At 67.7% G+C, this 20,575-nt stretch carries 19 protein-coding genes; 9 read left to right on the top strand and 10 right to left on the bottom strand.

All coding sequences use genetic code 11. From position 1 onward, the window contains the following. Nucleotide 1: 1 nt before the first annotated feature. The 8 genes from Ga0609869_RS14775 to Ga0609869_RS14740 all read right to left on the bottom strand — a co-directional run bounded on the left by Ga0609869_RS14775 (nt 2) and on the right by Ga0609869_RS14740 (nt 7,832). Nucleotides 2-874 carry a hypothetical protein gene (locus Ga0609869_RS14775; protein ID WP_125403697.1) on the bottom strand — a complete coding sequence of 291 codons (873 nt, stop codon included), beginning with the start codon at nt 872-874 and terminating at the stop codon, nt 2-4. Further along, complete coding sequence (locus tag Ga0609869_RS14770; protein WP_125403696.1) at nt 874-1,926, bottom strand: FAD-dependent oxidoreductase; 1,053 nt, start codon at nt 1,924-1,926, stop codon at nt 874-876. Before Ga0609869_RS14770 ends, Ga0609869_RS14775 begins: the two co-directional genes overlap by 1 nt. Beyond that, complete coding sequence (locus Ga0609869_RS14765) at nt 1,923-3,293, bottom strand: heterodisulfide reductase-related iron-sulfur binding cluster (RefSeq protein WP_125403695.1); 1,371 nt, start codon at nt 3,291-3,293, stop codon at nt 1,923-1,925. The genes Ga0609869_RS14770 and Ga0609869_RS14765 overlap by 4 nt, the downstream gene beginning before the upstream one ends. Before the next feature lie 41 nt (nt 3,294-3,334). Then, nucleotides 3,335-4,087: a 4Fe-4S dicluster domain-containing protein gene (locus Ga0609869_RS14760; RefSeq protein WP_211336781.1), complete on the bottom strand. Its 753-nt coding sequence runs from the start codon at nt 4,085-4,087 to the stop codon at nt 3,335-3,337. A gap of 44 nt (nt 4,088-4,131) precedes the next feature. Next, nucleotides 4,132-4,512 carry a DsrE family protein gene (locus Ga0609869_RS14755; protein ID WP_125403694.1) on the bottom strand — a complete coding sequence of 127 codons (381 nt, stop codon included), beginning with the start codon at nt 4,510-4,512 and terminating at the stop codon, nt 4,132-4,134. A 207-nt stretch (nt 4,513-4,719) separates the two neighbouring features. Beyond that, nucleotides 4,720-6,054: a serine hydrolase domain-containing protein gene (locus tag Ga0609869_RS14750; RefSeq protein ID WP_125403693.1), complete on the bottom strand. Its 1,335-nt coding sequence runs from the start codon at nt 6,052-6,054 to the stop codon at nt 4,720-4,722. A 317-nt stretch (nt 6,055-6,371) separates the two neighbouring features. Continuing rightward, the gene (locus tag Ga0609869_RS14745; protein ID WP_125403692.1) at nt 6,372-7,616 is read right to left on the bottom strand and encodes a diaminopropionate ammonia-lyase; all 1,245 of its coding nucleotides are present in this window, start codon (nt 7,614-7,616) and stop codon (nt 6,372-6,374) included. A 57-nt stretch (nt 7,617-7,673) separates the two neighbouring features. Next, complete coding sequence (locus Ga0609869_RS14740) at nt 7,674-7,832, bottom strand: hypothetical protein (protein ID WP_170168767.1); 159 nt, start codon at nt 7,830-7,832, stop codon at nt 7,674-7,676. A gap of 253 nt (nt 7,833-8,085) precedes the next feature. On the opposite strand from Ga0609869_RS14740, the gene Ga0609869_RS14735 reads away from it, so the two are divergent. The 7 genes from Ga0609869_RS14735 to Ga0609869_RS14705 are packed head-to-tail and all read left to right on the top strand — an operon-like array spanning nt 8,086 to nt 15,496. Continuing rightward, on the top strand, nt 8,086-9,225 hold the full coding sequence (locus Ga0609869_RS14735; RefSeq protein WP_125403691.1) for an acetoin utilization protein AcuC: 1,140 nt from the start codon (nt 8,086-8,088) through the stop codon (nt 9,223-9,225). Further along, nucleotides 9,210-10,244, top strand: a complete 1,035-nt coding sequence (locus tag Ga0609869_RS14730) for a radical SAM protein (RefSeq protein ID WP_125403690.1) — start codon at nt 9,210-9,212, stop codon at nt 10,242-10,244. Before Ga0609869_RS14735 ends, Ga0609869_RS14730 begins: the two co-directional genes overlap by 16 nt. Further along, on the top strand, nt 10,241-11,338 hold the full coding sequence (locus Ga0609869_RS14725) for a geranylgeranyl reductase family protein (RefSeq protein WP_369022869.1): 1,098 nt from the start codon (nt 10,241-10,243) through the stop codon (nt 11,336-11,338). Before Ga0609869_RS14730 ends, Ga0609869_RS14725 begins: the two co-directional genes overlap by 4 nt. Further along, entirely contained in the window at nt 11,335-12,618 is a 1,284-nt protein-coding gene (locus Ga0609869_RS14720; RefSeq protein WP_125403928.1) for a radical SAM protein, read from the top strand. Before Ga0609869_RS14725 ends, Ga0609869_RS14720 begins: the two co-directional genes overlap by 4 nt. Beyond that, nucleotides 12,611-13,687 carry a lipoate--protein ligase family protein gene (locus Ga0609869_RS14715; protein WP_125403927.1) on the top strand — a complete coding sequence of 359 codons (1,077 nt, stop codon included), beginning with the start codon at nt 12,611-12,613 and terminating at the stop codon, nt 13,685-13,687. The genes Ga0609869_RS14720 and Ga0609869_RS14715 overlap by 8 nt, the downstream gene beginning before the upstream one ends. Nucleotides 13,688-13,712: 25 nt before the next feature. Next, nucleotides 13,713-14,789: a lipoate--protein ligase family protein gene (locus Ga0609869_RS14710; protein ID WP_125403926.1), complete on the top strand. Its 1,077-nt coding sequence runs from the start codon at nt 13,713-13,715 to the stop codon at nt 14,787-14,789. Continuing rightward, nucleotides 14,786-15,496, top strand: a complete 711-nt coding sequence (locus Ga0609869_RS14705; RefSeq protein WP_125403925.1) for a type 1 glutamine amidotransferase family protein — start codon at nt 14,786-14,788, stop codon at nt 15,494-15,496. Before Ga0609869_RS14710 ends, Ga0609869_RS14705 begins: the two co-directional genes overlap by 4 nt. A gap of 116 nt (nt 15,497-15,612) precedes the next feature. On the opposite strand, the gene Ga0609869_RS14700 is transcribed toward Ga0609869_RS14705, so the two are convergent. Beyond that, a complete protein-coding gene (locus Ga0609869_RS14700) occupies nt 15,613-16,119 on the bottom strand; it encodes a GNAT family N-acetyltransferase (protein ID WP_245972154.1) in 507 nt (168 codons plus the stop codon). Between the two features lie 245 nt (nt 16,120-16,364). Between Ga0609869_RS14700 and Ga0609869_RS14695 the strand changes: the two genes are divergently transcribed. Beyond that, the gene (locus Ga0609869_RS14695) at nt 16,365-16,643 is read left to right on the top strand and encodes a c-type cytochrome (RefSeq protein WP_125403923.1); all 279 of its coding nucleotides are present in this window, start codon (nt 16,365-16,367) and stop codon (nt 16,641-16,643) included. A gap of 283 nt (nt 16,644-16,926) precedes the next feature. Here Ga0609869_RS14695 and Ga0609869_RS14690 read toward each other — a convergent pair whose 3' ends face one another. Beyond that, entirely contained in the window at nt 16,927-18,489 is a 1,563-nt protein-coding gene (locus tag Ga0609869_RS14690) for an alkaline phosphatase PhoX (protein ID WP_211336787.1), read from the bottom strand. 404 nt (nt 18,490-18,893) lie between these two features. Here Ga0609869_RS14690 and Ga0609869_RS14685 point away from each other — a divergent pair, with 404 nt between their 5' ends. Further along, nucleotides 18,894-20,420 (top strand): aldehyde dehydrogenase (NADP(+)), encoded by a 1,527-nt coding sequence (locus Ga0609869_RS14685; RefSeq protein ID WP_125403921.1) that lies wholly within the window; start codon nt 18,894-18,896, stop codon nt 20,418-20,420. Nucleotides 20,421-20,575: the final 155 nt, after the last annotated feature.

The following is a 20,575-nucleotide window of genomic DNA, read 5'->3' as shown; positions in this document are numbered from 1 at the left end:
GTCACATCGCCTCCTGCGGGTCTGTCGCGCCGAGCGCGCCCAGGGTATGGGCGGTGCCGTCGACGAGCTTGAGCCGCGTGCGGCCGGTTTCGGTATCCACCGCGTCGAGGCCCAGCATCCTGCGGGTGTGCAGCATCGGGTCGGCGGCGGTGGCGAATTCCGCGCGCATGAACTCTCCGCCGCGGTCGTTGATGTAGGCGGCATAGACATGCGCCATCAGCAGGTCGGTGAAGAAGGGCAGGTCGCGGTAGATGCCTTCTGCCCGCAAGAAGCCTTGCAACTCTTCGGCCAGCGCGGCGAAGGTGACGAAATCGGCGGGCGCGTCGATCCTGGCCTCGCTCACGTCGTCGGCAAACCAGATCTCGCGCACCACGCCGGTGCCCACCTTGCTGTCCCACACCCAGCGGGTCATCAGCGGGTAGCGGTCGGCTGCGGTGAAATGCAGAACCTCGGCGCCGAGGTCGCGCAGCCAGCGATGGGCCTTGTCCTGCGGAAAGCCGTCGACAAAGGCGGCGAGCCGTGCGTCGGCGGTCGACGTGTCGCACCAGCCCTCCAAGAGCGCCGTCAGCCGGGCGCGCATTTCCTCGAACCCGGTCTCGGCCATCAGCGCGCCGACCTTGCGGCGCGCCGGCGTGACGAAGGCGCAAAGGTCGAGGAACTCGGTCTCGGTCAACTCGGCCACCTGGCCCTTGCCCAGCATTTCCTCGAAGAGCGAGGCCTTCAGCCACAGCGCGGTCACGTAGCGATCCACGCCGCCCGTGGGCTCTGCGCTTTCCACCAGGTGATCCATCGCGCGCCGCAGACGCGGGCCCGACAGGTCGAGCACCGGGGCTTCCGGCGCTGCGACCTCTGTCTTGCGCGTCAGTCCGAACATCACTCGGCGGCGTCCTTGACGCCCGACATGGCAAAGCCCATCGCCGCCATCGCCGCGGCGTGGCCCTGGGCGATGGAATCGTCGATCGTCTCGGGGCCCGAGGCCGCGCCGGCGACGAAGACGCCCGGGCGCGAGGTCTCGGCCAGCGTTGCATAGGCGTTCTGCCGTCCGACATAGCCCCAGCGGTTCAGCTCGACGTCGAAGATCGCCGACAGGGTCATGTTGTCCACGTTGGGGTCCATGCCGACCGCGTGCACCACCATGTCGAACGGGATCGAGATCGGGCGCTTGACCAGCGTGTCCTCGCCCTTGACCAGCAGGCGCTTGCCGTCCGAGGTCACCTCGGCGATGCGCGCCTTGACGTATTTGACCTTATGATTTTCCTGGCTGCCCCAGTAATACTCGCCCTCGTAAAGGCCGAAGGTGCGGATATCCATGTAGTAGATATAGACATTCGTCTCGGGCGACATCTCGCGGATTTCCATGGCGATATTGGCCGACACGGTGCAGCAGATTTTCGAGCACCATTCGCGGCCGATCTGGCGGTCGCGCGAGCCGACGCAGAGCAGGATGGCCACCCGGTCGGGCACACGCCCGTCCGAGGGGCACTTGATGCCGCCCCCCGACGAGATCATCTGTTCGACCTGGGTCGTGGTCACCACGTCGGGATAGGTGCCGAAGCCCCATTCGGGCTTGTTCACGCTGTCGAAATGGGTGAACCCGGTGGCCAGGATCGCCGATCCCGCCTCGACCTTGGACCCGTCCGACAGCGTGGCGACGAAATCGCCGGGGCCGCCGCTGAACGCTTTCACCGTCGCGCCGGTCCGCACCTCGATATGCGGGTTGCCTTCCACCCGGGCGACCATGCCGCCGATGGCGTCGCTGGCCCATTCGTGGCTCGGCACCAGCTTGGCATAGCCCGACAGGATCGGCGCGCCTCCGAGGCGGTCTTCCTTCTCGATCAGCACGCTTTTCTGGTTGACCGCGGCAAGGGCCTGGGCGGCGGACAGACCGGCGGGACCGCCGCCGACGATAAGGACGGGCTGGCTCACTTCTCTGCTCCTGCAAGGGATTTCGGTTTCTCGTAGCCGGGACCGGACGTGATTGCGCGCTTGGGGTCATAGAGCGTCTCGATGCGGCCTTCCTTGACCTCGTCGAGATAGGCCTCGAACTCGGCCCGCGCCTTTTCCCAGTCGATGCCCATCTTTTCGAGCAGCACCTCGAAGGGGGAGGCGTGCCAGTGCAGCTGGGCCAGCTTGTAGGGGTGCGCGCCCATGGCCAGCGCGGCGAACTGGCAATCGGCCATCACCGGCAGGGCATAGACCTTGTCCACCGCCTTGCCGATCCACTGGTTCTTGTCCAGCGTGGTGATGCAGCCCGTATCGTGCCCGATCATCACGTCCGACTTGGCCTCTTCGACGGCGACCTTGATCTTGCGGTCGATGGCGAAGGAGCGGGTGAATTCGCGCTCGCCGATGATGTGGCGAAAGCCGAAGCCGCAGCAGTCGTACCAGGTGGAATAGTCGATGACCTGGGTGCCCAGCGATTGCAGCAGCCCGGTGGTCACCGCCACGCGGTTGCCGTTCATCACCGTGTCGTCATAGATCACGTCCTCAGGCACCATCTTGTAGACATGGCAGGCCGGGTGGACGGTGGTGCGGATGTTGCTGACGTCGATCGTCTGGCGCTCGGCGATGCGGTGGCGCATCACGTGCAGCCATTCGGAATAATGCACGATCTCTTCGGGGATCAGCAGCTTGCCGTCCACCAGCCGCCCCAGCTTGCCGAGGATCGCTTTCACCTCGGCCCGCAACTCGGGCGATTCCATCAGGAAAATCCGCATCTCCTTGTAGTTGCCGAAGGAGGTGCCGCAATGGACCAGCGGGTAGAACGTGCCCTCGGGCAGGCCCATCGCCTTGGCCGAGACATAGGCCTGGTGGAAGTTGCGCAAGAACACCGCCGCCAGCGACACCACGTTGCCGATGCCCGAGCCGTGATAATTCCACGCGGTGCACGAGGTCTGGTCGGTCTCGTCCAGATAGGTCTGCCCCATCTGGTTCATGATCCACAGCACCGAGGACGGGTAGCCGGGGATGTTGCCGCACTGCCCGCAGGATTTGTGATGCCAAAGGTTGTTGGTCGGGATCTTCTTGTCCCAGCCGTAAAGCGTCTTGGCCATCACCGGCTCGTGGCCGTCGCCGATGCGGTGGACGATGATCTCGCCCTCGCGCTCCAGCTCCCACATGTGGTCGCGGATGTCCTCTTTACGCTCCTTGCCGGTCAGAAGCGCGCGCTTGTCGATCTTCTGCGCGACCCAGTCGGTGGCGCGCCGTGCCTCGTCGGGGGTCAGGTTCGAGGGTTTCCATTCGGCGCCGAAGCCGCCGAACGCCCCGCCCTCGCTGTCCTTGTCGGTGGTCATCGCCGTTTCCTCCCTGAAACGCGGGCTCCCCGGGGAGGGGATCAATCCTCGTCCTCGTCTTCTGCCTGCTCTTCGAGCCACTCTTCCCATTCTTCGCGCTTCTCATCCATCACGTCCGAGACAACGTCGAAGAGGTTTTCATCGACGGCTTCGAGCTGGTCGAGAACGCCGGTTTCCTCCCAGATCGTGTAAAGCTCGACCGAGGCGCGCAGGTTGACCTCCCACGCGGTATCCAGCGTGTGCATCGTGGGCATCGGGATCGCCTTGCGCAGCACCATCAGCGGCGCGTCGATCTTGGCCACGTTCGGCCCCCAGTCGGGAAAGGCCTCTTTCGTGATCATGTTGGGGGCCAGCTGGTTGCCGGTCGAGACCACCTTGAGCAGCACGCGGCTGAACGGGCGCAGCACCTCCTTGGCCGAGTCCATCTCGTGCTTGATCGCCACCTCGCGCATGATCATCACCAGCCCGCCGGGCGAGTTCTCGAACGGGCAGCGCGCGGCGCAGGTGTAACACTGGGCGCAGGCCCAGATCTTTTCCTGCATCGCGTCGTAGATGCCTTCGAGGTTTTCGGTCCACAAAAGCTGGACGATCTCGCGGGGGGAATAATCGTAGTAATGCGCGGAGGGGCAGGTCGCGGTGCAGATGCCGCAGTTCAGGCAGCCATGAATTTCGTGGTCGTAAAGCTGGTGTCCGCGGATGTCGTCGAAAATCTCTTCCAGCTTTTCGTAGCTTACCACCGGCTTTTCCGACAACGGGTCGGCGATCGGGGCGTCTGTCTGGCTGTTCACACCCATCTTCACCTCCCTTGAAGCCGGGTCCGACGCGGAAACCTGGAAACTCAGTAAGTCAGCACCTTTGCGTCGTCGTCTTCCATGATGTCCGAGATCATCTTGGCACCGCCGACGATGCCCTCGCATTCGGGGATCAGGTCGTCTTCGGTCATGTCGAAGAGATCGAGATTGGGCGAGCAGCAGAAAAATTTCACCCCCGCCTCGTGGGCGTCCTTGATGAAGTCGTAGACGGACTTGGGCGAGCCTTCCTTGACCACCAGCTGTTCCGCCACGCCCTTTTTCATGAGCTTTCCGGCGGTCGCGGTGCAGATCACCTCGACCTCGTAATCCATCGCCGCGGCGACCGTGGCCTGGAAAAACGGGGCCCCGAGTTCCTCGCCATTACGCGGATCGGTGTTGACCATCACGATGATGAGTTTGCTGGCCAAGGTCCCCTCCCTGAGATCGCGGCGAGCCGATCAAGATGCGAGTCGTGCTCGCAACGCTCTTTGTTGCCGGTCCAGCCTAGGCCGACATATTCACATATGCAAGAATATATTGACAGCGGCCGAAATCGACCTATTGCGCCGCCGGCCAAGGGGCGGGGGCGCAGGCCGAAAGGCCGGAGCTACGGGCAACGACCGCCCGCGCGCCCGCTAGTTCGAGATCAGGTATTCCGCGACAGCCTGGTAGGCCGGCAACGACGTCGGGTCGATAAAACCGTTCTGCGCACGCGGGAAAGAGGCGAAGCGCACCAAGACCATGTCTGCCTCCGGGTCGACGTAGATGGTTTGCCCGTGAACGCCGCGCGCGGCAAAGGCGCCGTGATCGTTGTGAAACACCCACCACTGGCTGGTGTAGCTGCCGCCAGGGAGTGTCGGGAAACCGCCGAATTTGGCCGGGTCGCCGCCGGCGCGGATCTTTTGTACGACCTCGGCCGGGAACAGGCGCTCTCCGTCGATGACGCCTTCGTTCAGCACCAGCAGTCCGAGCCGTCCGAGATCGCGCAGCCCGGCGCTGATGCCGCCCCCGGCAAAGGGCACGCCCTTGCCGTCGACGGTCTGGTAGGCGGACTGTTCGGTGCCCATCCGCCGCCAAAGACGCTCGGACGCCAGCTCGGTCACCGGCTTGCCCGACACGCGACTGATGATCCAGCCAAGCATGTCGGAATTGATTGTCTTGTAGTGGAACTCTGCGCCATGCGTGCCGTCGGGCTGCACCTGCTGCAGGTATTCCCAGTAGCCGTCCGGGCCCTGGTAGCCCTGTGGTTTCGGAAACGGGCTGGCCGCGGCCGAGTACCGCCAGATGTCGGCATTCGGATCCGAATAATTCTCGGAGTAGCGAACGCCGGTGGTCATGTCCATCACCTGGCGCACGGTGGCGCTGGCAAAGGCGCTGTCGCCGATCTCCGGGATGATGTCGCGGACCTGCGCGGTGTCGTCCAGCGCGCCCTCGACCACCATGATCTCGGCCAGCAGGCCGGTAACCGACTTGGTCATCGACATCGCGGCGTGCTTGCCGTCTTCGTCAAGGCATCCGAAGTAGCGTTCGTAGACGACGCGGCCCTCGTGGATGATCAGCATCCCGTCGGTGTAATTGGCATAAAGCGACTCCGCCCATGTCATCGTCGCGTCGCTGCCGATCGGCGTGAAGGTCAGCGCATCGATTTCCTGACGCATGTCGGCGAAGTCGGCGGGCGAAAGATAATCGAGCGGGACGGGCGCGCCGAGGCCCCGGCTGATCTCTTCGGTCGGCAGGAATTCCCTGAGATGGCACACCGACCAGCGAAGCCTGGGAAAGCTGAAATAGTTCGAATCCGGCTGGACGATCAATTTGTCCGGGGGCGGGGGGAAGCCTTCCATCCAGCCCATGACCCTTGGATCGGACTCGCGTGCCGAAAGCGCGTCGGATTGTGCCGTCGCCGGGCCGGACAGGGCGCCGAGCGACAGGGCGGCCAAAGACATCGCGGCCAGGCCAGAAATGATGTGCATAGATAAAATCCCCACGTCTGATCTCTTGCGAGAAAAGAACTAGTGCGAGGGTGCCCGGTTGTCAGTCTTGGCCGCATTCCGGACCTTGAGAGCGGCCGGTTCGCTGGCCAAGGCGGTGCCGCGCAGGCCCGAAACAGCTGGCCCTTGGCCGCCCGTCGGCGCCGTTATCGGGGCATTTTCCCGCGGCTCGCGGTGCCGGCGAAGTTGAAGATGTTGCTGCGGATCTCGGCGCAGCGGTCGAGGTCGATCTTGGCAGCTATCACCGCGGCGCGGGCCACGATCTCGCCCTTGGGCGCCGGCGACGTTCAGCTTGCGGCTCAGGTCGCCGCCCCTGCGCGTACCTGCGCCGCGGTGTGTCCGACGATGTCGCGGTAGAGCGCGGCGTCGGTATCGCCCTCGGTGCCGAAGACGACGACCCGCGCCGCGGGGCCCAGCCCCAGCGCAGCGCGGGCCTCAGCGTCGCCCATGGCGGCCACCAGCCCGGCCAGCCCCGCCACCGCGGATTCGCCCGCCACGATGGGCGGGTCGCCCGCCTTGGGCGCGGCGAGCCTGCGCATCGCGGCCAGTGCCGTGCCGTCGGGCAGCGCCATCACCGCGTCGGCATGGTCTTTCAGTATCTCCCAGGCCAGCGCCGAAACCTCGCCGCAGGCCAGCCCCGCCATGATCGTTTCGAGATCGCCCTCCACCGGCGTGGGCCGCCCGGCGCGCAGGCTGTCGAGCCAGCAGGCCGAAAGATCGGGGTCGCAGAGCACGATCAGCGGCCGGTCGGCGCCCCAGCGGCGCACCGCGTTGGCGGCGACGGCGGCGGCCATGCCCCCAACCCCGGTCTGCAGGAAGACATGGGTGGGCGTGGCGGCGAGCGCGTCGAAGGCTTCGGCCGCCATTACCTCGTAGCCCTGCATCACGTCCTTGGGGATCTCCATATAGCCCGGATAGGAGGTGTCGGAGACCACGAACCAGCCCTCGCGGGTGGCGGTTTCTTGCGCCTCGCGCACGCTGTCGTCGTAGTTGCCGGCACAGCGGCGGACCTCGGCGCCGTAGGCCTCGATCGCCTCTTTGCGCCCCTCCGACACGGCGGCGTGGATGAAGATCACGCAGTTGCAGCCGAAATTCTGCGCCCCCCAGGCGACCGAGCGGCCATGATTGCCGTCGGTGGCGCAGCACACGGTGATGCCCGCCACCAGGTCGGCATGGGCGCCCGAGACGATATCGGCCATGGGCACCGGGTGGCCCTTGGCGGTTTCCACCTCGCGCTGCAACAGCTTCAACACCGCGTAGGCACCGCCCAGCGCCTTGAAGCTGCCCAGGCCGAAACGCCCGGCCTCGTCCTTGTAATGAAGCTCGGCCACGCCGATCTCGGCGGCCAGTCCCGGCAATGCCACCAGCGGGGTTTCAACATAGCCCGGCCAGCGGGAAATCGTGTCGTGGGCGGCTTGCAGGCCGGCGGCGCTGAGGATGGCGTCCTGCGTGGGCGTCCATGGCGCGTCGCGCCGCGCCAGCGGGCTGAGGAGAAGCGTGAACCCCTCCGCGTCAGCGGGCGCTCGGGTGATCTCTGCGGTCATCTGTGTCCTCGGGCAGCAAGAGCCCCCGGCCGGCAGACCGCCCGGGGGACTGATGGATCAAAACTCGGCCTTCTCCTCCTCGATCGAGGCGCGCAGCGCGTCAAGCATCTCGGTGCCTTCGGACCCGTACTGCTTTTCGATCAGCGCGCGCAACGCCGGCTGGCCAGCCGCGGCGAACCTGGCCTGTTCCTCGGCCGAGACCACGTTGACCTCCATCCTGGAGGCTGGCGTAGGGCTCTGTCAAAGAAACTTGTCCTAAGACGGGGCAGGGTAGCTGCCCTGGCAGAAACCAGATCGCAGTCGTCTGACAGCACCGGTCGAGGCGCTCAGACCGGGCTGTGCAAACTGGAATACCGTTCGCCCCGCGCCGCGCGGCTTGGGAAATCCTTGTCATATAAACTTTCTTGAATATGGTGGGCGAGGCCAACCGGGACGGCACCGGGGTACTGCGGGGAGGCAGTTACTGGCGATGGAGGCCCGTTTCATCACTGCGCCGATCTTTCGTGAGACCGGCTATCGCGGCGATCACCCGCTGGCGATCCCGCGCGTGGGCACGGTCGAGCGGCTGGCCGCCGCGCTGGGCTGGATCGGGCCCTGCCATCCCCCGCTCGAAGCCCCGCCCGCCAGCCGGGCCGAGCTGGCGCGGTTTCACGCCCGCGATTACATCGACGCGATCCGGCGGGCCGAGGCGGCCGGGCGGGCAAGCCGGGCAGACCGCGACCGCTACCATATCGGAACGCTGGAAAACCCCATCTTTCCCGGTCTCTACCGGCGCGCGGCAACCTCGGTCGGTGGCGCGGTTATGGCGGCGCGGCTGGCCCATGACGGCATTCTTGCCTTTCACACCGGCGGCGGCACCCATCACGGGCGGCGCGACCGGGCCAGCGGCTTTTGTTTCTTCAACGACCCGGTCTTTGCCATCCTGGCCCTGCTCGACCTCGGGCGCGCGCGCGTGCTCTACGTCGATTTCGACGCGCATCATGGCGACGGGGTAGAGGCCGCGTTTGCCGATGAGCCGCGGGTGATGACCCTTTCGGTGCACGAGGCCGGGCGCTGGCCCTTTACCGGCACGCAGTCTGAGCGCCGCGGCGGGAACGCACGCAATCTGCCGGTGCCGCCGGGCCTGAACGATACGGAGTTCGACCGCATCGTTGCTGGCGCGGTGCTGCCGCTGGCACGCGAATTCGCGCCCGATGCGGTGGTCGTGACCGTGGGCGCCGATGCGCTCGGGGGTGACCCGCTGTCCTCGCTCGCGCTGTCGAATACCTGCCTCTGGGCGGCGGTCGAAGCGCTGGCGCGGCTTGCCCCGGCGACGGTGGTGCTGGGCGGGGGCGGCTACAACCCCTGGACGCTGGCCCGCGCCTGGGCCGGGCTCTGGGCGCGGCTGACGGGGCAGGACATCCCCGACCGCCTGCCGGAGGCGGCGCGCGCGGTGCTGGACGGGCTCGATTGCGACCTGGTGGACGAGGACGAGCGCGACCCGGCCTGGCTGACGACGATTGCCGACAGGCGCAATGACGGGCCGGTGCGGGAAGAGACGGAGGCGCTGATCGCCGCGGTGCAAGCGGCAGGGCCGGCACAGGAGGCGAACGCATGGGCGACTGGCTGACCCGCATCGCGCGGATCGAGGCGCTGGAGGATGCCGCGTTCGACGCCGGGCTGGTGGCCGAGATGGAACGCCACGCGGCCCGTGCGCGGGCGCGGCCCCTGCGCTTTGCCACGCCGACCTTCAAGGAATACGACACGCCCGACATCAAGGGCTGCGGGCGCAATTCCTTCCCGGCCTTCTCGATCACCGGGGGCGCCTGCGCGCTGGACTGCGACCATTGCAAGGCCAAGATCCTGGAGCCGATGATCCCGGCCACAAAGCCCCAGATCCTCGACCAGAAGGTGCGCGCGCTGATCGCCGCGCAGGGGCTTCAGGGGTTTCTGCTGTCGGGCGGGTCGAACCGCAAGAACGAGATCCGGTACGAACGCTTCTACCCGGTCATCGAGGGGCTCAAGCGCGACTTTCCCGAGTTGCGCATCGCCATCCACACCGCGCTGACCAACGCGGCCGGCGCCCGGCGGATGGAGGGCGCCGGGGTGGATACCGCGATGATGGACGTGATCGGCTCGGACGACACGATCCGCGATGTCTACCACCTCGACCGCCCGGTCGAGGATTTCGAGGAAACGCTCGCCGCGCTGACGGCCACCGGCATGGAGATCTCGCCCCATATCGTGATCGGGCTGCATTACGGGACATTGCGCGGCGAGGCGCGGGCGCTGGAGATGGTCGCGCGCTACCCCACCAAGGCGCTGGTGCTGGTGGTGGTGATGCCGTTCTACGCCGAGCCCGGCACCTTCGCCACGCCCGACACGGCAGATGTGGGGCGCATCTTCCTTGAGGCGCGCGAGGTGCTGGCCGACCGTGATGTGCTGCTGGGCTGCGCCCGGCCCGCGGGTATGCACAAGCGGGTGACCGATGCCTACGCGGTGATGGCCGGGCTTGACGGTATCGCCTTCCCGGCCGAAGGGGCGCTGGGCGTGGCGGCGCTGACCGGGCGGAGCTGGGAACAGGCCCATGCCTGCTGTTCGATCAAGCTGGGCGGACCGGCGCGGGCCAGCGCGGGGTGCGCGGCATGAGCGTCGATGTCCTGGTCGTCGGGCTCGGCCCCGCCGGGGCCATGGCCGCGGCGGCGGCGGCGCGGGCAGGCGCGCGGGTGCTGGCGGTCGACCGCCGCGCCGCGCCGGGGACCCCGGTGCAATGCGCCGAGTTCGTGCCCGCGGCGCTAGGGGCCGAAACCCCGGCGGTGCGCCGTGCGGCGGTGCAGGAGATCGCCGCGATGGAGACCTACCTGGGCGCCGCCCCGCCGCTGCGCACCCCCGATTTCCGCGGCGTGATGATCGACCGGGCGGTGTTCGACGCGGCCCTCGTGGCCGAGGCCGAGGCAGCCGGGGCCGAGACCCTGACCGGCACCGCGCTGTACGGGATCGGGGCGGATGGCACGGTGGTGCTGGGCGACCGGGTGGTGCACCCCCGCGTCTTGATCGGCGCCGACGGGCCGCGTTCGACGGTGGGGCGGCTGGCGGGCCATGCCAACCGCGCCTTTGCCGAGACGCGGCAGATCACGGTGCCGCTGCTGGCCCGGCACGACGCGACCGACATCTTCCTGCGCCCCGAGATCGAAGGCGGCTATGGCTGGCTGTTTCCACGCGGCCAAGAGGCCAATCTCGGCCTGGGCGTGGTGCCCCGCGCGCGGGACCGGCTGAAACCGCTGCTCGACGCGCTCCATGCCGGGCTCGCGCGGCAGGGGCGCGTGGGGGCTGCCGCCGGGCGGCTGACGGGGGGCAAGATCCCGGTGGGCGGCCTGGTCGGGCCGCTGGGCCGCATCGGGCCGCTCGACGTGCTGCTGGCCGGCGATGCGACGGGCCTGACCCACCCGATCACCGGCGCGGGCATCGCCGCTGCGTGCCTGTCGGGCCGCATGGCCGGCGCGGCGGCGGCCAAGATCGCCGCGGGCCGGGCCGAGGCGTCCGCGGACTATGCCGAAGAACTCACCGACCTTTACGGCCCCTCGCTGGCGCTGGCCGCGCGCCGCCGGGCCGAGCTGGTCGACGCCTATGCCTGGGGCGCCCGGCCCGGCACCGCAGAGCTGCGCCGCGCCTGGATCGCCTATCCCGAGTATCGCTGCGCTGACATCCCAACCCCCGCCAAGGAGGCGAAGGAACCCGCATGAGCTGTATCAAGCAGGAAGGCGCCGCCGGCGACGCCGCGACGACCGGCTACAACGCCCCCGATCGGATGCAGCCGCGCGCGCCCTCGGCCGTGCCCGCCGCGCTGAAAAACGGCCGGGCGGTCAAGCAGGCCGGTCTCGCGCCCAAGGGGCTTTACCGGCCCGATTACCGGGTGATGACGCCGGCCATGCGCTCGCCCGACTACGTGCAGATGTCCACCGCCGCGGCGATCACGCTGGGGCTGGTCGAGGGGCGGATGTATAACTGTTCCTGCACGCGCTGCCTCAACCTGCTGCTGACCTACCCAGAGGGCTGCCGGGCCAACTGCGCCTATTGCGGCCTGGCGCGCCACCGCGAGGCCGAGCGCAACTATGCCGACCGCAACTTCATTCGCGTCGACTGGCCCGCCGTGCCGATGGCCGAGGTGGTCGACCGCATCGCCGCCGATGTCGAGGGCACGCCGTTTCACCGGATGTGCATCTCGATGATCACCCATCCGGATTCAGACGCGGACACGGTGAGCGTGCTGAAAACCTGGACCGACCGGATCGACCCCGACGCGATCCCGATCTCGATCCTGTCGAACCCCACGACGATGACCCGCGACGATATCGTGCGGCTCAGGGACATGGGGTCGGACATCTTTACCGTGGCGCTGGATGCCGCCAGCCCCGCCGTTTTCGACCGCACCCGCGGCAAGGGCGTGCAGTCGCCCCATAGCTGGAAAACCTACTGGGACGCGATCCACATGGCCCGCGAGATTTTCGGGACACAGAAATTCGGCGCGCATCTGATCGTGGGCATGGGCGAGACCGAGGCCGAGATGATGGAGGTGATCCAGCGCCTCGTGGACCTGGGCGGCCATAGTCACATGTTCTGTTTCTACCCCGAGGCGGGCAGCCTGATGGACCATCTGCCCGCCACCCCGCGCGACCAGTGGCGGCGGGTGCAACTGGCCCGCTACCTGGTCGATTATTGCGGCGTGCGGGTCGAGCACATGCGCTTCGACGCAGAGGGCCGGATCGCCGATTTCGGCCTGCCCGAGGCAGAGTTGGCCACGATCATCGACTCTGGCCTGCCGTTCCGCACCTCGGGCTGCCCGGGCAAGTTCGCCGAGGACATCTCGGCCTGCGACCGGCCTTATGGCGACAGCCCGCCGTCGGACATCGCCTCTTACCCCTTCGCCCTGCGCGCCCCCGACCTGCGCCGGGTGCGTCACCAACTGGGCATGGAACGTCCCGGCGAGGCATATGAGCCGGGCGAGGAGGTCGACCTTGACTGAGGCCAAACCCTTCCGCGTGATCGACACCGGCGTTCGGGATTGCCGCGAACAGATCGCCTTCGACCAGGCGCTGATCGAGGGGCACAAGGCCGGCACCACGCCCGACACGGTGCGGTTTCTGACCTTTCCGCCCTCGGTGCTGGTGGGCCGCCACCAGGCGATCAGCCAAGAGCTGAACCTGCCGGCCTGCCGCGATGCCGGCGTGGGCATCGGGCGGCGGGTCACGGGGGGCGGCGCGCTTTACCTCGACGAGGGGCAGTTCGGCTGGGAGCTGGTGTTTCACAAATCCACCCTCGGGCTCGGAAACCTGGGCGACCTCGCGCGCGAGATCTGCGAGGCCGCGGCCGAGGGGCTGTCGTCGCTGGGCATCGCGGCGCGCTACCGGCCGCGCAACGACATCGAGGTGGAGGGGCGCAAGATCTCGGGCACGGGCGGGTTCTTCGACGGCGACACGATCTTTTACCAGGGCACGATCCTCGTAGACATGGACGGGGCCAGGATGGCGGGTCTGCTGAACATCCCCGCCGCCAAGCTCGCCAAGCATGGCCAGACCGACGCGGCAAAACGGATCGTGACCTTGAGCGCGCTTTTCGACGGCGCGCCGCCCGAGGCTGCCGAGGTCAAGGCGGCGCTGCTGGCGGCCTTTGCCCGTCGCCTGGGAATCGCACCCGAACGCGGCACGATCACCGAGGCCGAGGAACGCGCGGCGCAAGCGATCCATGACACCGAGATCGGGCGCGACGCGTTCGTCTACGGCATCGACGACCCGTCGCGGGCGGCCGACGTGCTGTCGGCCAGCCATACCGGCGCGGGCGGCACCATCACAGCCCATCTGCGGCTGGAGGGGCCCCGCCAGGACCGTATCCGCGAGGTGCTGTTCACCGGCGATTTCTTCGTCGCCCCGCCGCGCATCGTGCCCGACCTCGAAGCCGCGCTTCGCGGCGTCGAACTGGGCAATCTGGAGACCGCCGTCGAGGGGTTCTTCGCCAATTCGGGCGCCTCGCTGATGTCCGCGGCACCCGCGGATTTCGCCCTTGCGCTGGGCGCCGCCGCGACGCGCGCCGCCTGAGCGCGTGGAAAAGGAGATTACCGGAATGCGCCTCAGGGTTCTCGATTTCGGGCTGGTCGGCGCCCTGCGCAGCCAGGCCGTCTATCACGGGCTGGCCGAAACGGTGACATCCGCCTCCGAGCCGATGCTCTCGCTCGCCTCGCCTGACACCCCTTATGTCTGCGTCGGCCTGCACCAGGAAATCGCCCGCGAGGTGGATACCGGCTATTGCGCGGCCCAAGGCTTGCCCGTCTATCGCCGGCATGTGGGGGGCGGCGCGGTCTATCTCGACCGTGACCAGCTTTTTACCCGTTTCGTCTTCCCCAGGGCGCGCGCGCCGCGCCACGCGGCGGAGCTTTACCCGCTCTTCATAGAGCCTGTGCTGCGCACATACCGCGATTTCGGCATCGCCGCCCAATACCGTCCGATCAACGACATCCATGTCGACGGGCGCAAGATCGGCGGCACCGGCGCCGCCTCGATCGGCGAGGCCACGGTGATGGTTGGCTCTTTCATGTACGATTTCGACACCGCCACAATGGCGAAATGCCTGCGCGTGCCGTCCGAGAAATTCCGCGACAAGCTGCGCCAGACCCTGAACGACCACATGACCACCATGGCACGAGAGCTGACCACGCCGCCCGCCCGCGACGACCTGCTGGCCCGTTTCTTCCACCATTGCCACGAGGTGCTGGGGCTGGAGCCGGAAATCGACCGGCCCACCGATGCCGAGTGGCGCGCGATCGAGGCCGCCGAGGCCGAGCTGACCGCCCCCGATTTCGTCGAGATGCAGGGGCGCAAGCTGGTGCAACTGGGGGTCAAGATCGCCGCCGACACCCACCTGACCGAAAGCGCGGTCAAGGCGCCGGGGGGGCTGATCCGGGTGCATCTGCTCAACCGCGAGGGCCGTGTCGCCGACCTGATGATCTCGGGCGATCTGACCTGCCTGCCGCCCGACGGACTGGACCGGCTGGCAGCGGCGCTGAAAGGTGTGGCGCTGGACGCGGCGGCGCTGACCGGCGCGGCGGCCCAGGTGCTGGAGGCCGGGGGGATCGAGACGCCGGGCGTGAGCCCGTCCGATTTTGCCGCTGCGATCCTTGCCGCCGTGGAGCCCGCACCATGAAGACCATCGCCGTCATCCAGCATACCGAGGCCGAGTATCTGGGGCTGATCGAGGACCATCTCGAGGGCCGCAACGTGCGGTTCCGCTATTTTCGGCCCTTTACCCATGGCGGCAGCCTGCCGTTCGGGCCCGAGGGCTTCGATGGGTTATGGCTTTTGGGGGGCGGGCCCTATGGGCTGGTCAGCGGGCACATCCTGCCCAGCGCCGCGCCCGAGTTCCGCCTGACCCGCGCGTTTCTCGACGCCGGGCTGCCGGTGGTGGGCATCGGGCTGGGGGCGCTGATCCTGTCGGTCGCGGCGGGCGGCGGGGCGGCCGATGCGCCGCTTCGCTTTGCCGTCGACGAGGTGCGCGCGACCGCGCCGGGGCATCTGCGCGGCCACTTGCCCGACCGGTTTGCGCTGGCCCATTACCTGCGCGACCGCCCCGCCTTGCCCGAGAGCGCCGAGGTGCTGGCCGAGGGGCCGGACGGCGACCCCGAGATTTTCGCGCTGAACGGCAATTGCCTGGGCCTGATCGGGCATCCGGGTTTCAAGCGCGGCATGGTCGAGGATCTGGTGATGGAATTCGCCGACACCCCCGACGACCCGGCGACGGGCCTGGCCGCGCTGGGCGCCGCGCAAGGCCGCATTGCCGAGGCGCTGACGCCGCTGATGGTGGGCATCGTCGCGCATACCGGGCTGATGGGGCCCGGCGGGGTGGCTGGCTAAGCTCGCGGCTTGGCCAGAGAGGCCAGCGTCGTGCAGCGCAACGCCTCTTGGGACATGGTTGCAGGCTATGCCAATGTGCCGGTTTTCGCGTTCTGCCGAAGGCTGCGCTCCCGGTGTCAAAGATACATCTCAAAGAAGATCAAGCGGTCGCGTACCGATTCCGGGATCTCCTGATAGGGCCCGCGCAACTTGAACCCCATGGAAAGATAGAGCCGCTGCGCGGCTTCCAGAGGAACGCCAGTGTCCATGAAAATGCGTGAAAATCCGCTGGCACGGCATTGCGCAACGAGTGCAAGCATCAGTTCGCGGCCGGCACCGAGGCCGCGCGCATTCTCCCGTACATAGACCCGTTTGATTTCGGCCGTTCCGGGCATCAGCGTGTGGTACATGCCACATCCGACCGGCGCGCCGTCCTTCAGGGCGAGCTTGAGGGCACCGGCCGGAGGAGCGTGCTCTTGTTCGAGGCGCTCCATGATCGAGGCATACTTGTCCTTGGGGTAGAACGCTCTCACGATGTCCGCGTCCGCGGGGCCGAGCCGCAGCAGGAAATCCCGATACTCCCAGCACAGCAGCCGCACATCATCGAACTCCGCTGCCGTCTCGGCATCCTTGATCTTGAGCAAATCCGCCTCCGGCGCAGACACCGGCCCCTGACCGGGGCCGCTTTCGGGAAAGCATACGCGCGACGCGCTTAATCCCTCAATCGCGCTGGGCGCGCCCTTCGGGCCAATCTCGGGCGGGCGACGCACCGAAGGCGCGCTGCGCGGTCCCCGGCAGGGGCGGTTCGTCGCATCCTCCGGTCACCGAACCGTCACATGACGCGGCCAAGGTGCCCGTGCATCAGGACCACAAGCCAGACGGAGACAAGATGCTGCGCGCAGCCAGTCTGCTGTTCGTTTCGTTCGCCGTGACGCCCGCCTGGGCCACGGAAAACGGCCTCGGGCAAGGGATCTTCAACACCAACTGCATCATCTGCCACGGCGAGACCGGCGCCGGCGACGACGAAACCCCCGATATCAGGGGCATCCCGCTGGGTGCGTTGCGCCGCGCGCTGCACGGGTTCGACAAGATGCCGGAATTCGCGCTCGACGACGACGCGGTCGCCGCCTTGCACGCCTATTTGCGCAGTCTCGATCCGGAGTCCTGAGCCTACCGAAAAATTGGCGGGCCGGGGCGCTGCCGGTCCGACACCCGCACGGGGATGGCGGCGATTGCGTGGCCCGGTCGCGCCTGACGTTGGGCCCTTGGCGGTATCGCAGGGGCAGGGCAGGGGCCGTGTCCTTGTCGATCTTGGCATCCGGGATCGCGGCCAACACCGCTGGGCGGCGCGAGCGAATGGCCGGCAAAGGCAAGGCGGGTCATCGCAGGGCGTCTGAAAAGCAAGGGGGGCGGGTCGCCCCGCCCCCCGGTCTGGTCCGAAACGGGCGCGATCACATCGCGGTGCGGTTCGGGGTCCAGACCCACATGGCGTTGTTTTCGTGCTTGCCGGTGTCCTCGCCGATCAGCACCTGGCCGGTGGGCAGCACCAGCAGGTTGTCGGGATTGGAGATGGCGTTCACGTCGCAGGCGTTGGCCTCGGCGTTTTTGTCGTAGGCGCCGCCGGCCACGGCCGGGGTCATCATCGACACGTTGTAGTTTCTGTCGAGGCGCATCTCGTAGACCACGCCGCACTTGTTCTCGGCCACCTGGATATCGCCGGCGTCGTCGGACATCCCCTTGGCGACTTCCGACATCGCCATGTACATGTAGGGGACCGAGCCGTCGGCGGCGGCGTCGAGGTTGATGTTCACGCCTTCCATCTTGCGGAACTCGGCGGTCGCGCCCTTGGCCTTGGCAGCCTTGCGGCTTTCGAGGAAGGCTGCGCGGTTGTCGGCGGCCTCGCCGCGCGCCCAGGCGGCGACGTCCGCGTCGGAGATGTACGAGCTTTTTCCGGCGGCGAAATCGTCCTGGGTGATGCCGTCATACTCGGCGACCCAGCCGGCGATCTCGGCGTTCGAGCCGTGCGCCAGCTCGATCCACGAGATCTGGAAACCCGCCTCGGCGGCGGCGGTGCCCGGCTCGGCCATCTGGGTCATCTTGGCGGCGTAGAGGGTGCCCGAGGACAGGTCGCCCGCGCGGTCGGCCACGAACTTGTAGAACACCACGTCGGTGCCGTCGTCGGAGAGATACACGGTCTTGCGGTCGGGCATCACGACAGAGTTCTCGTGGCTGAAGCGGCCCAGCGCGAACAGCTTGGTCGGGACCGGCTTGCCGGCGGGATTGTTGATCTCGACGATATAGCCGTAGCGGTAGGGGTTGGGGTACTCGCCCAGGTACTCCTCCAGCCCGGCAACGTCGCCGATATACTTGTACTCGGGGTTGTTCCACTCGGCGGTGTCGTCGAAATACAGCTCTTCCGAGGTCAGCGGGGTGTTCCAGGGCGACAGCGTGCCGAAGCAGTTCACCCAGGTGCCGTGGACACCCGAGAAATCCAGCATCATGGCGTCGGTTTCATCGACCGACCAGGTGCCGTCTTCGGCGCGGGCCAGCTTGACGCGCGACATGCCGCCGGGGCGGTCTTCCCAGTTGGTAAAGAGGTAGCCTTCGCTGGCGCCGGTGCGCACGAAGGCGTTGAAGTCGGGGTCGTTCGACTGCTTGATCTCGCCGTCCACGCCGACGATCTTGCCGATCATGTCGAACGCGCCTTGCTGCACCGGCACCTGGTAGTCGCCCAGCGCGGTCTTGACGACCTTCTTGTCGTCGCCTTCGGGCACGGGCATTTCCGGGGCGCCGAAATCGGCGTTGGACACGACGCCGACGGTGGCGAGGGCGAAATCGGTGCCGAGGTCGTCGGCCGGATGCTGCACGTTGAAGAACAGGTCATCGCCTTCGAGGAACATCCCGGTGATCTCGCCGCCCAGGGGCACCGTGGCGACGCGGGTCAGCGAATCGGCGAACGCCGGCGCCGACAGGGCCGTGGTCAGGACGAGGGAAGGGATAAGCGTCTTTTTCATCACTTGCTCCATTTGCTGGATGATAGGCGGCCGTGCAGACGCACCGCCGCTGCGTGACTGCGACACACCAGATTCTTGTAAAGCCGTAATGACACCGCGAATTATTCAGAGCCGCCGCGACGATATCCCGACATGCAAGCCAGGCGAGCGCCGCGATGGCCGGTTTTTAGGCCCGGCTTATTGGCAAGTGACTCGGTATTTGGCGGCGGGACCATTTGCGGTGCGCGCCCCGCCTGTGCACGCGCGTCCGCGCCCCGCCACATGATGCCCGGGGCGGCGCAGCGATTGACGGCGGCCGGTGCGTGGGCCACATCGGAAGAGGGACGCCGCGCGTTTCCCCCGACGGCTCGGGCCGCCGGGCCGCCCCGGACAGGGCAGGCGCGCCAGGGAAAAAAGGGAACGAGATGCTAGACAAAGCGACATTCACGCCGCATGGCAAACACCTGATCGCCGGAGACTGGGTGGCCGGCGCGGACACGTTCCGCTCCGAGCCCGCGCACGGGCCGGCCCATGATTACAGTATCGGCACGCCCGAGCTGGTCGACCGCGCCTGCGCGGCGGCGGAAGAGGCATTCTGGTCCTACGGCTATTCTTCGCGCGAAGAGCGGGCGGCCTTCCTCAACGCCATTGCCGACGAGATCGAGGCGCGGGCCGAGGCGATCACCGAGATCGGCACCCAGGAAACCGGCCTGCCCGAGGCGCGCCTTCAGGGCGAGCGCGGGCGCACCACCGGCCAGCTGCGCCTTTTTGCCGAGCATATCCTGAAGGATGACTATCTCGACCGACGCCATGACGCGGCGCTGCCCGACCGGCAGCCGCTGCCGCGGCCCGACCTCAAGATGGTGCAGCGCCCGATCGGCCCGGTGGCCGTGTTCGGCGCGTCGAACTTCCCGCTGGCCTTTTCCACCGCCGGGGGCGACACGGCCTCGGCGCTGGCCGCCGGCTGCCCGGTCGTGGTCAAGGGGCATTCGGCGCACCCGGGAACGGGCGAGATCGTGGCCGAGGCCATCAAGGCCGCGATCGACGCCTCGGGCGTGCATCCGGGCACGTTCAGCCTGATCCAGGGCGGCAAGCGCGACGTGGGCCAGGCGCTGGTGCAGCATCCGCTGATCAACGCGGTGGGCTTTACCGGCTCGCTGGGCGGGGGCCGCGCGCTTTACGATCTCTGCGCGGCGCGGCCCGAGCCGATCCCGTTCTTCGGCGAGCTGGGCTCGGTCAACCCGATGTTCCTGCTGCCCGCGGCGCTGAAGGCCCGCGGCGCGGACATCGCCAAGGGCTGGGCGGGGTCGCTGACCATGGGCGCGGGGCAGTTCTGCACCAATCCCGGTATCTCCGTGCTGATCGACGGCCCCGAGGCGGACGCCTTTATCGAGGCGGCCACCAAGGCGCTGGAGCCGTTCGGCGCGCAGACCATGCTGACCGATGGCATCGCCAAGGCCTACCGGGCCGGGCGCGACCGGGTGGCGGGCGTCCGTGGCGTGCAGGAGGTGCTGACATCGATGTGCGACCTGCGCAATGCCACGCCCTATCTCTTTGCGACGACGGGCAAGGAATGGCTGGAGAACGAGGCGCTGGGCGAAGAGGTGTTCGGCCCGCTCGGCCTGATCGTGCGCGTTGCCGACGAGGCGGAGATGCTGAAGATCGCGCAGTCCCTGCAAGGGCAGCTCACCTGCACCCTGCATCTCGATGACGGCGACACCGCGCTGGGGCAAAAGCTGATGCCGGTGCTGGAGCGCAAGGCCGGCCGGGTGCTGGCCAACGGTTATCCCACGGGTGTCGAGGTGTGCGACGCGATGGTCCATGGCGGGCCTTACCCCGCCTCCACCAATTTCGGGCACACCTCTGTCGGCACGCTGGCGATCCGGCGCTTCCTGCGCCCGGTCTGCTACCAGAACATGCCCGACGCGCTGTTGCCCGGCGATCTGGGCTGAGCAGCATTGGCCGGCGCGGTCGGACCCGCCGCGCCGGGCCGCGAAGGAATTGGATATGTTCGGGCAAGCGTGTCCGCACGCTTGGAATCCAGTGCGTGCATTGGCTTCGCCTCGCAGCGCAAGGCGATCGGCCGGAGGCTCCGCCCCCTCGCCAT

This window comes from Rhodovulum iodosum (assembly GCF_041020385.1).
In the GTDB taxonomy this organism is placed as follows: domain Bacteria; phylum Pseudomonadota; class Alphaproteobacteria; order Rhodobacterales; family Rhodobacteraceae; genus Rhodovulum; species Rhodovulum iodosum.
This window is presented reverse-complemented; position numbering and strand designations above follow the sequence as displayed.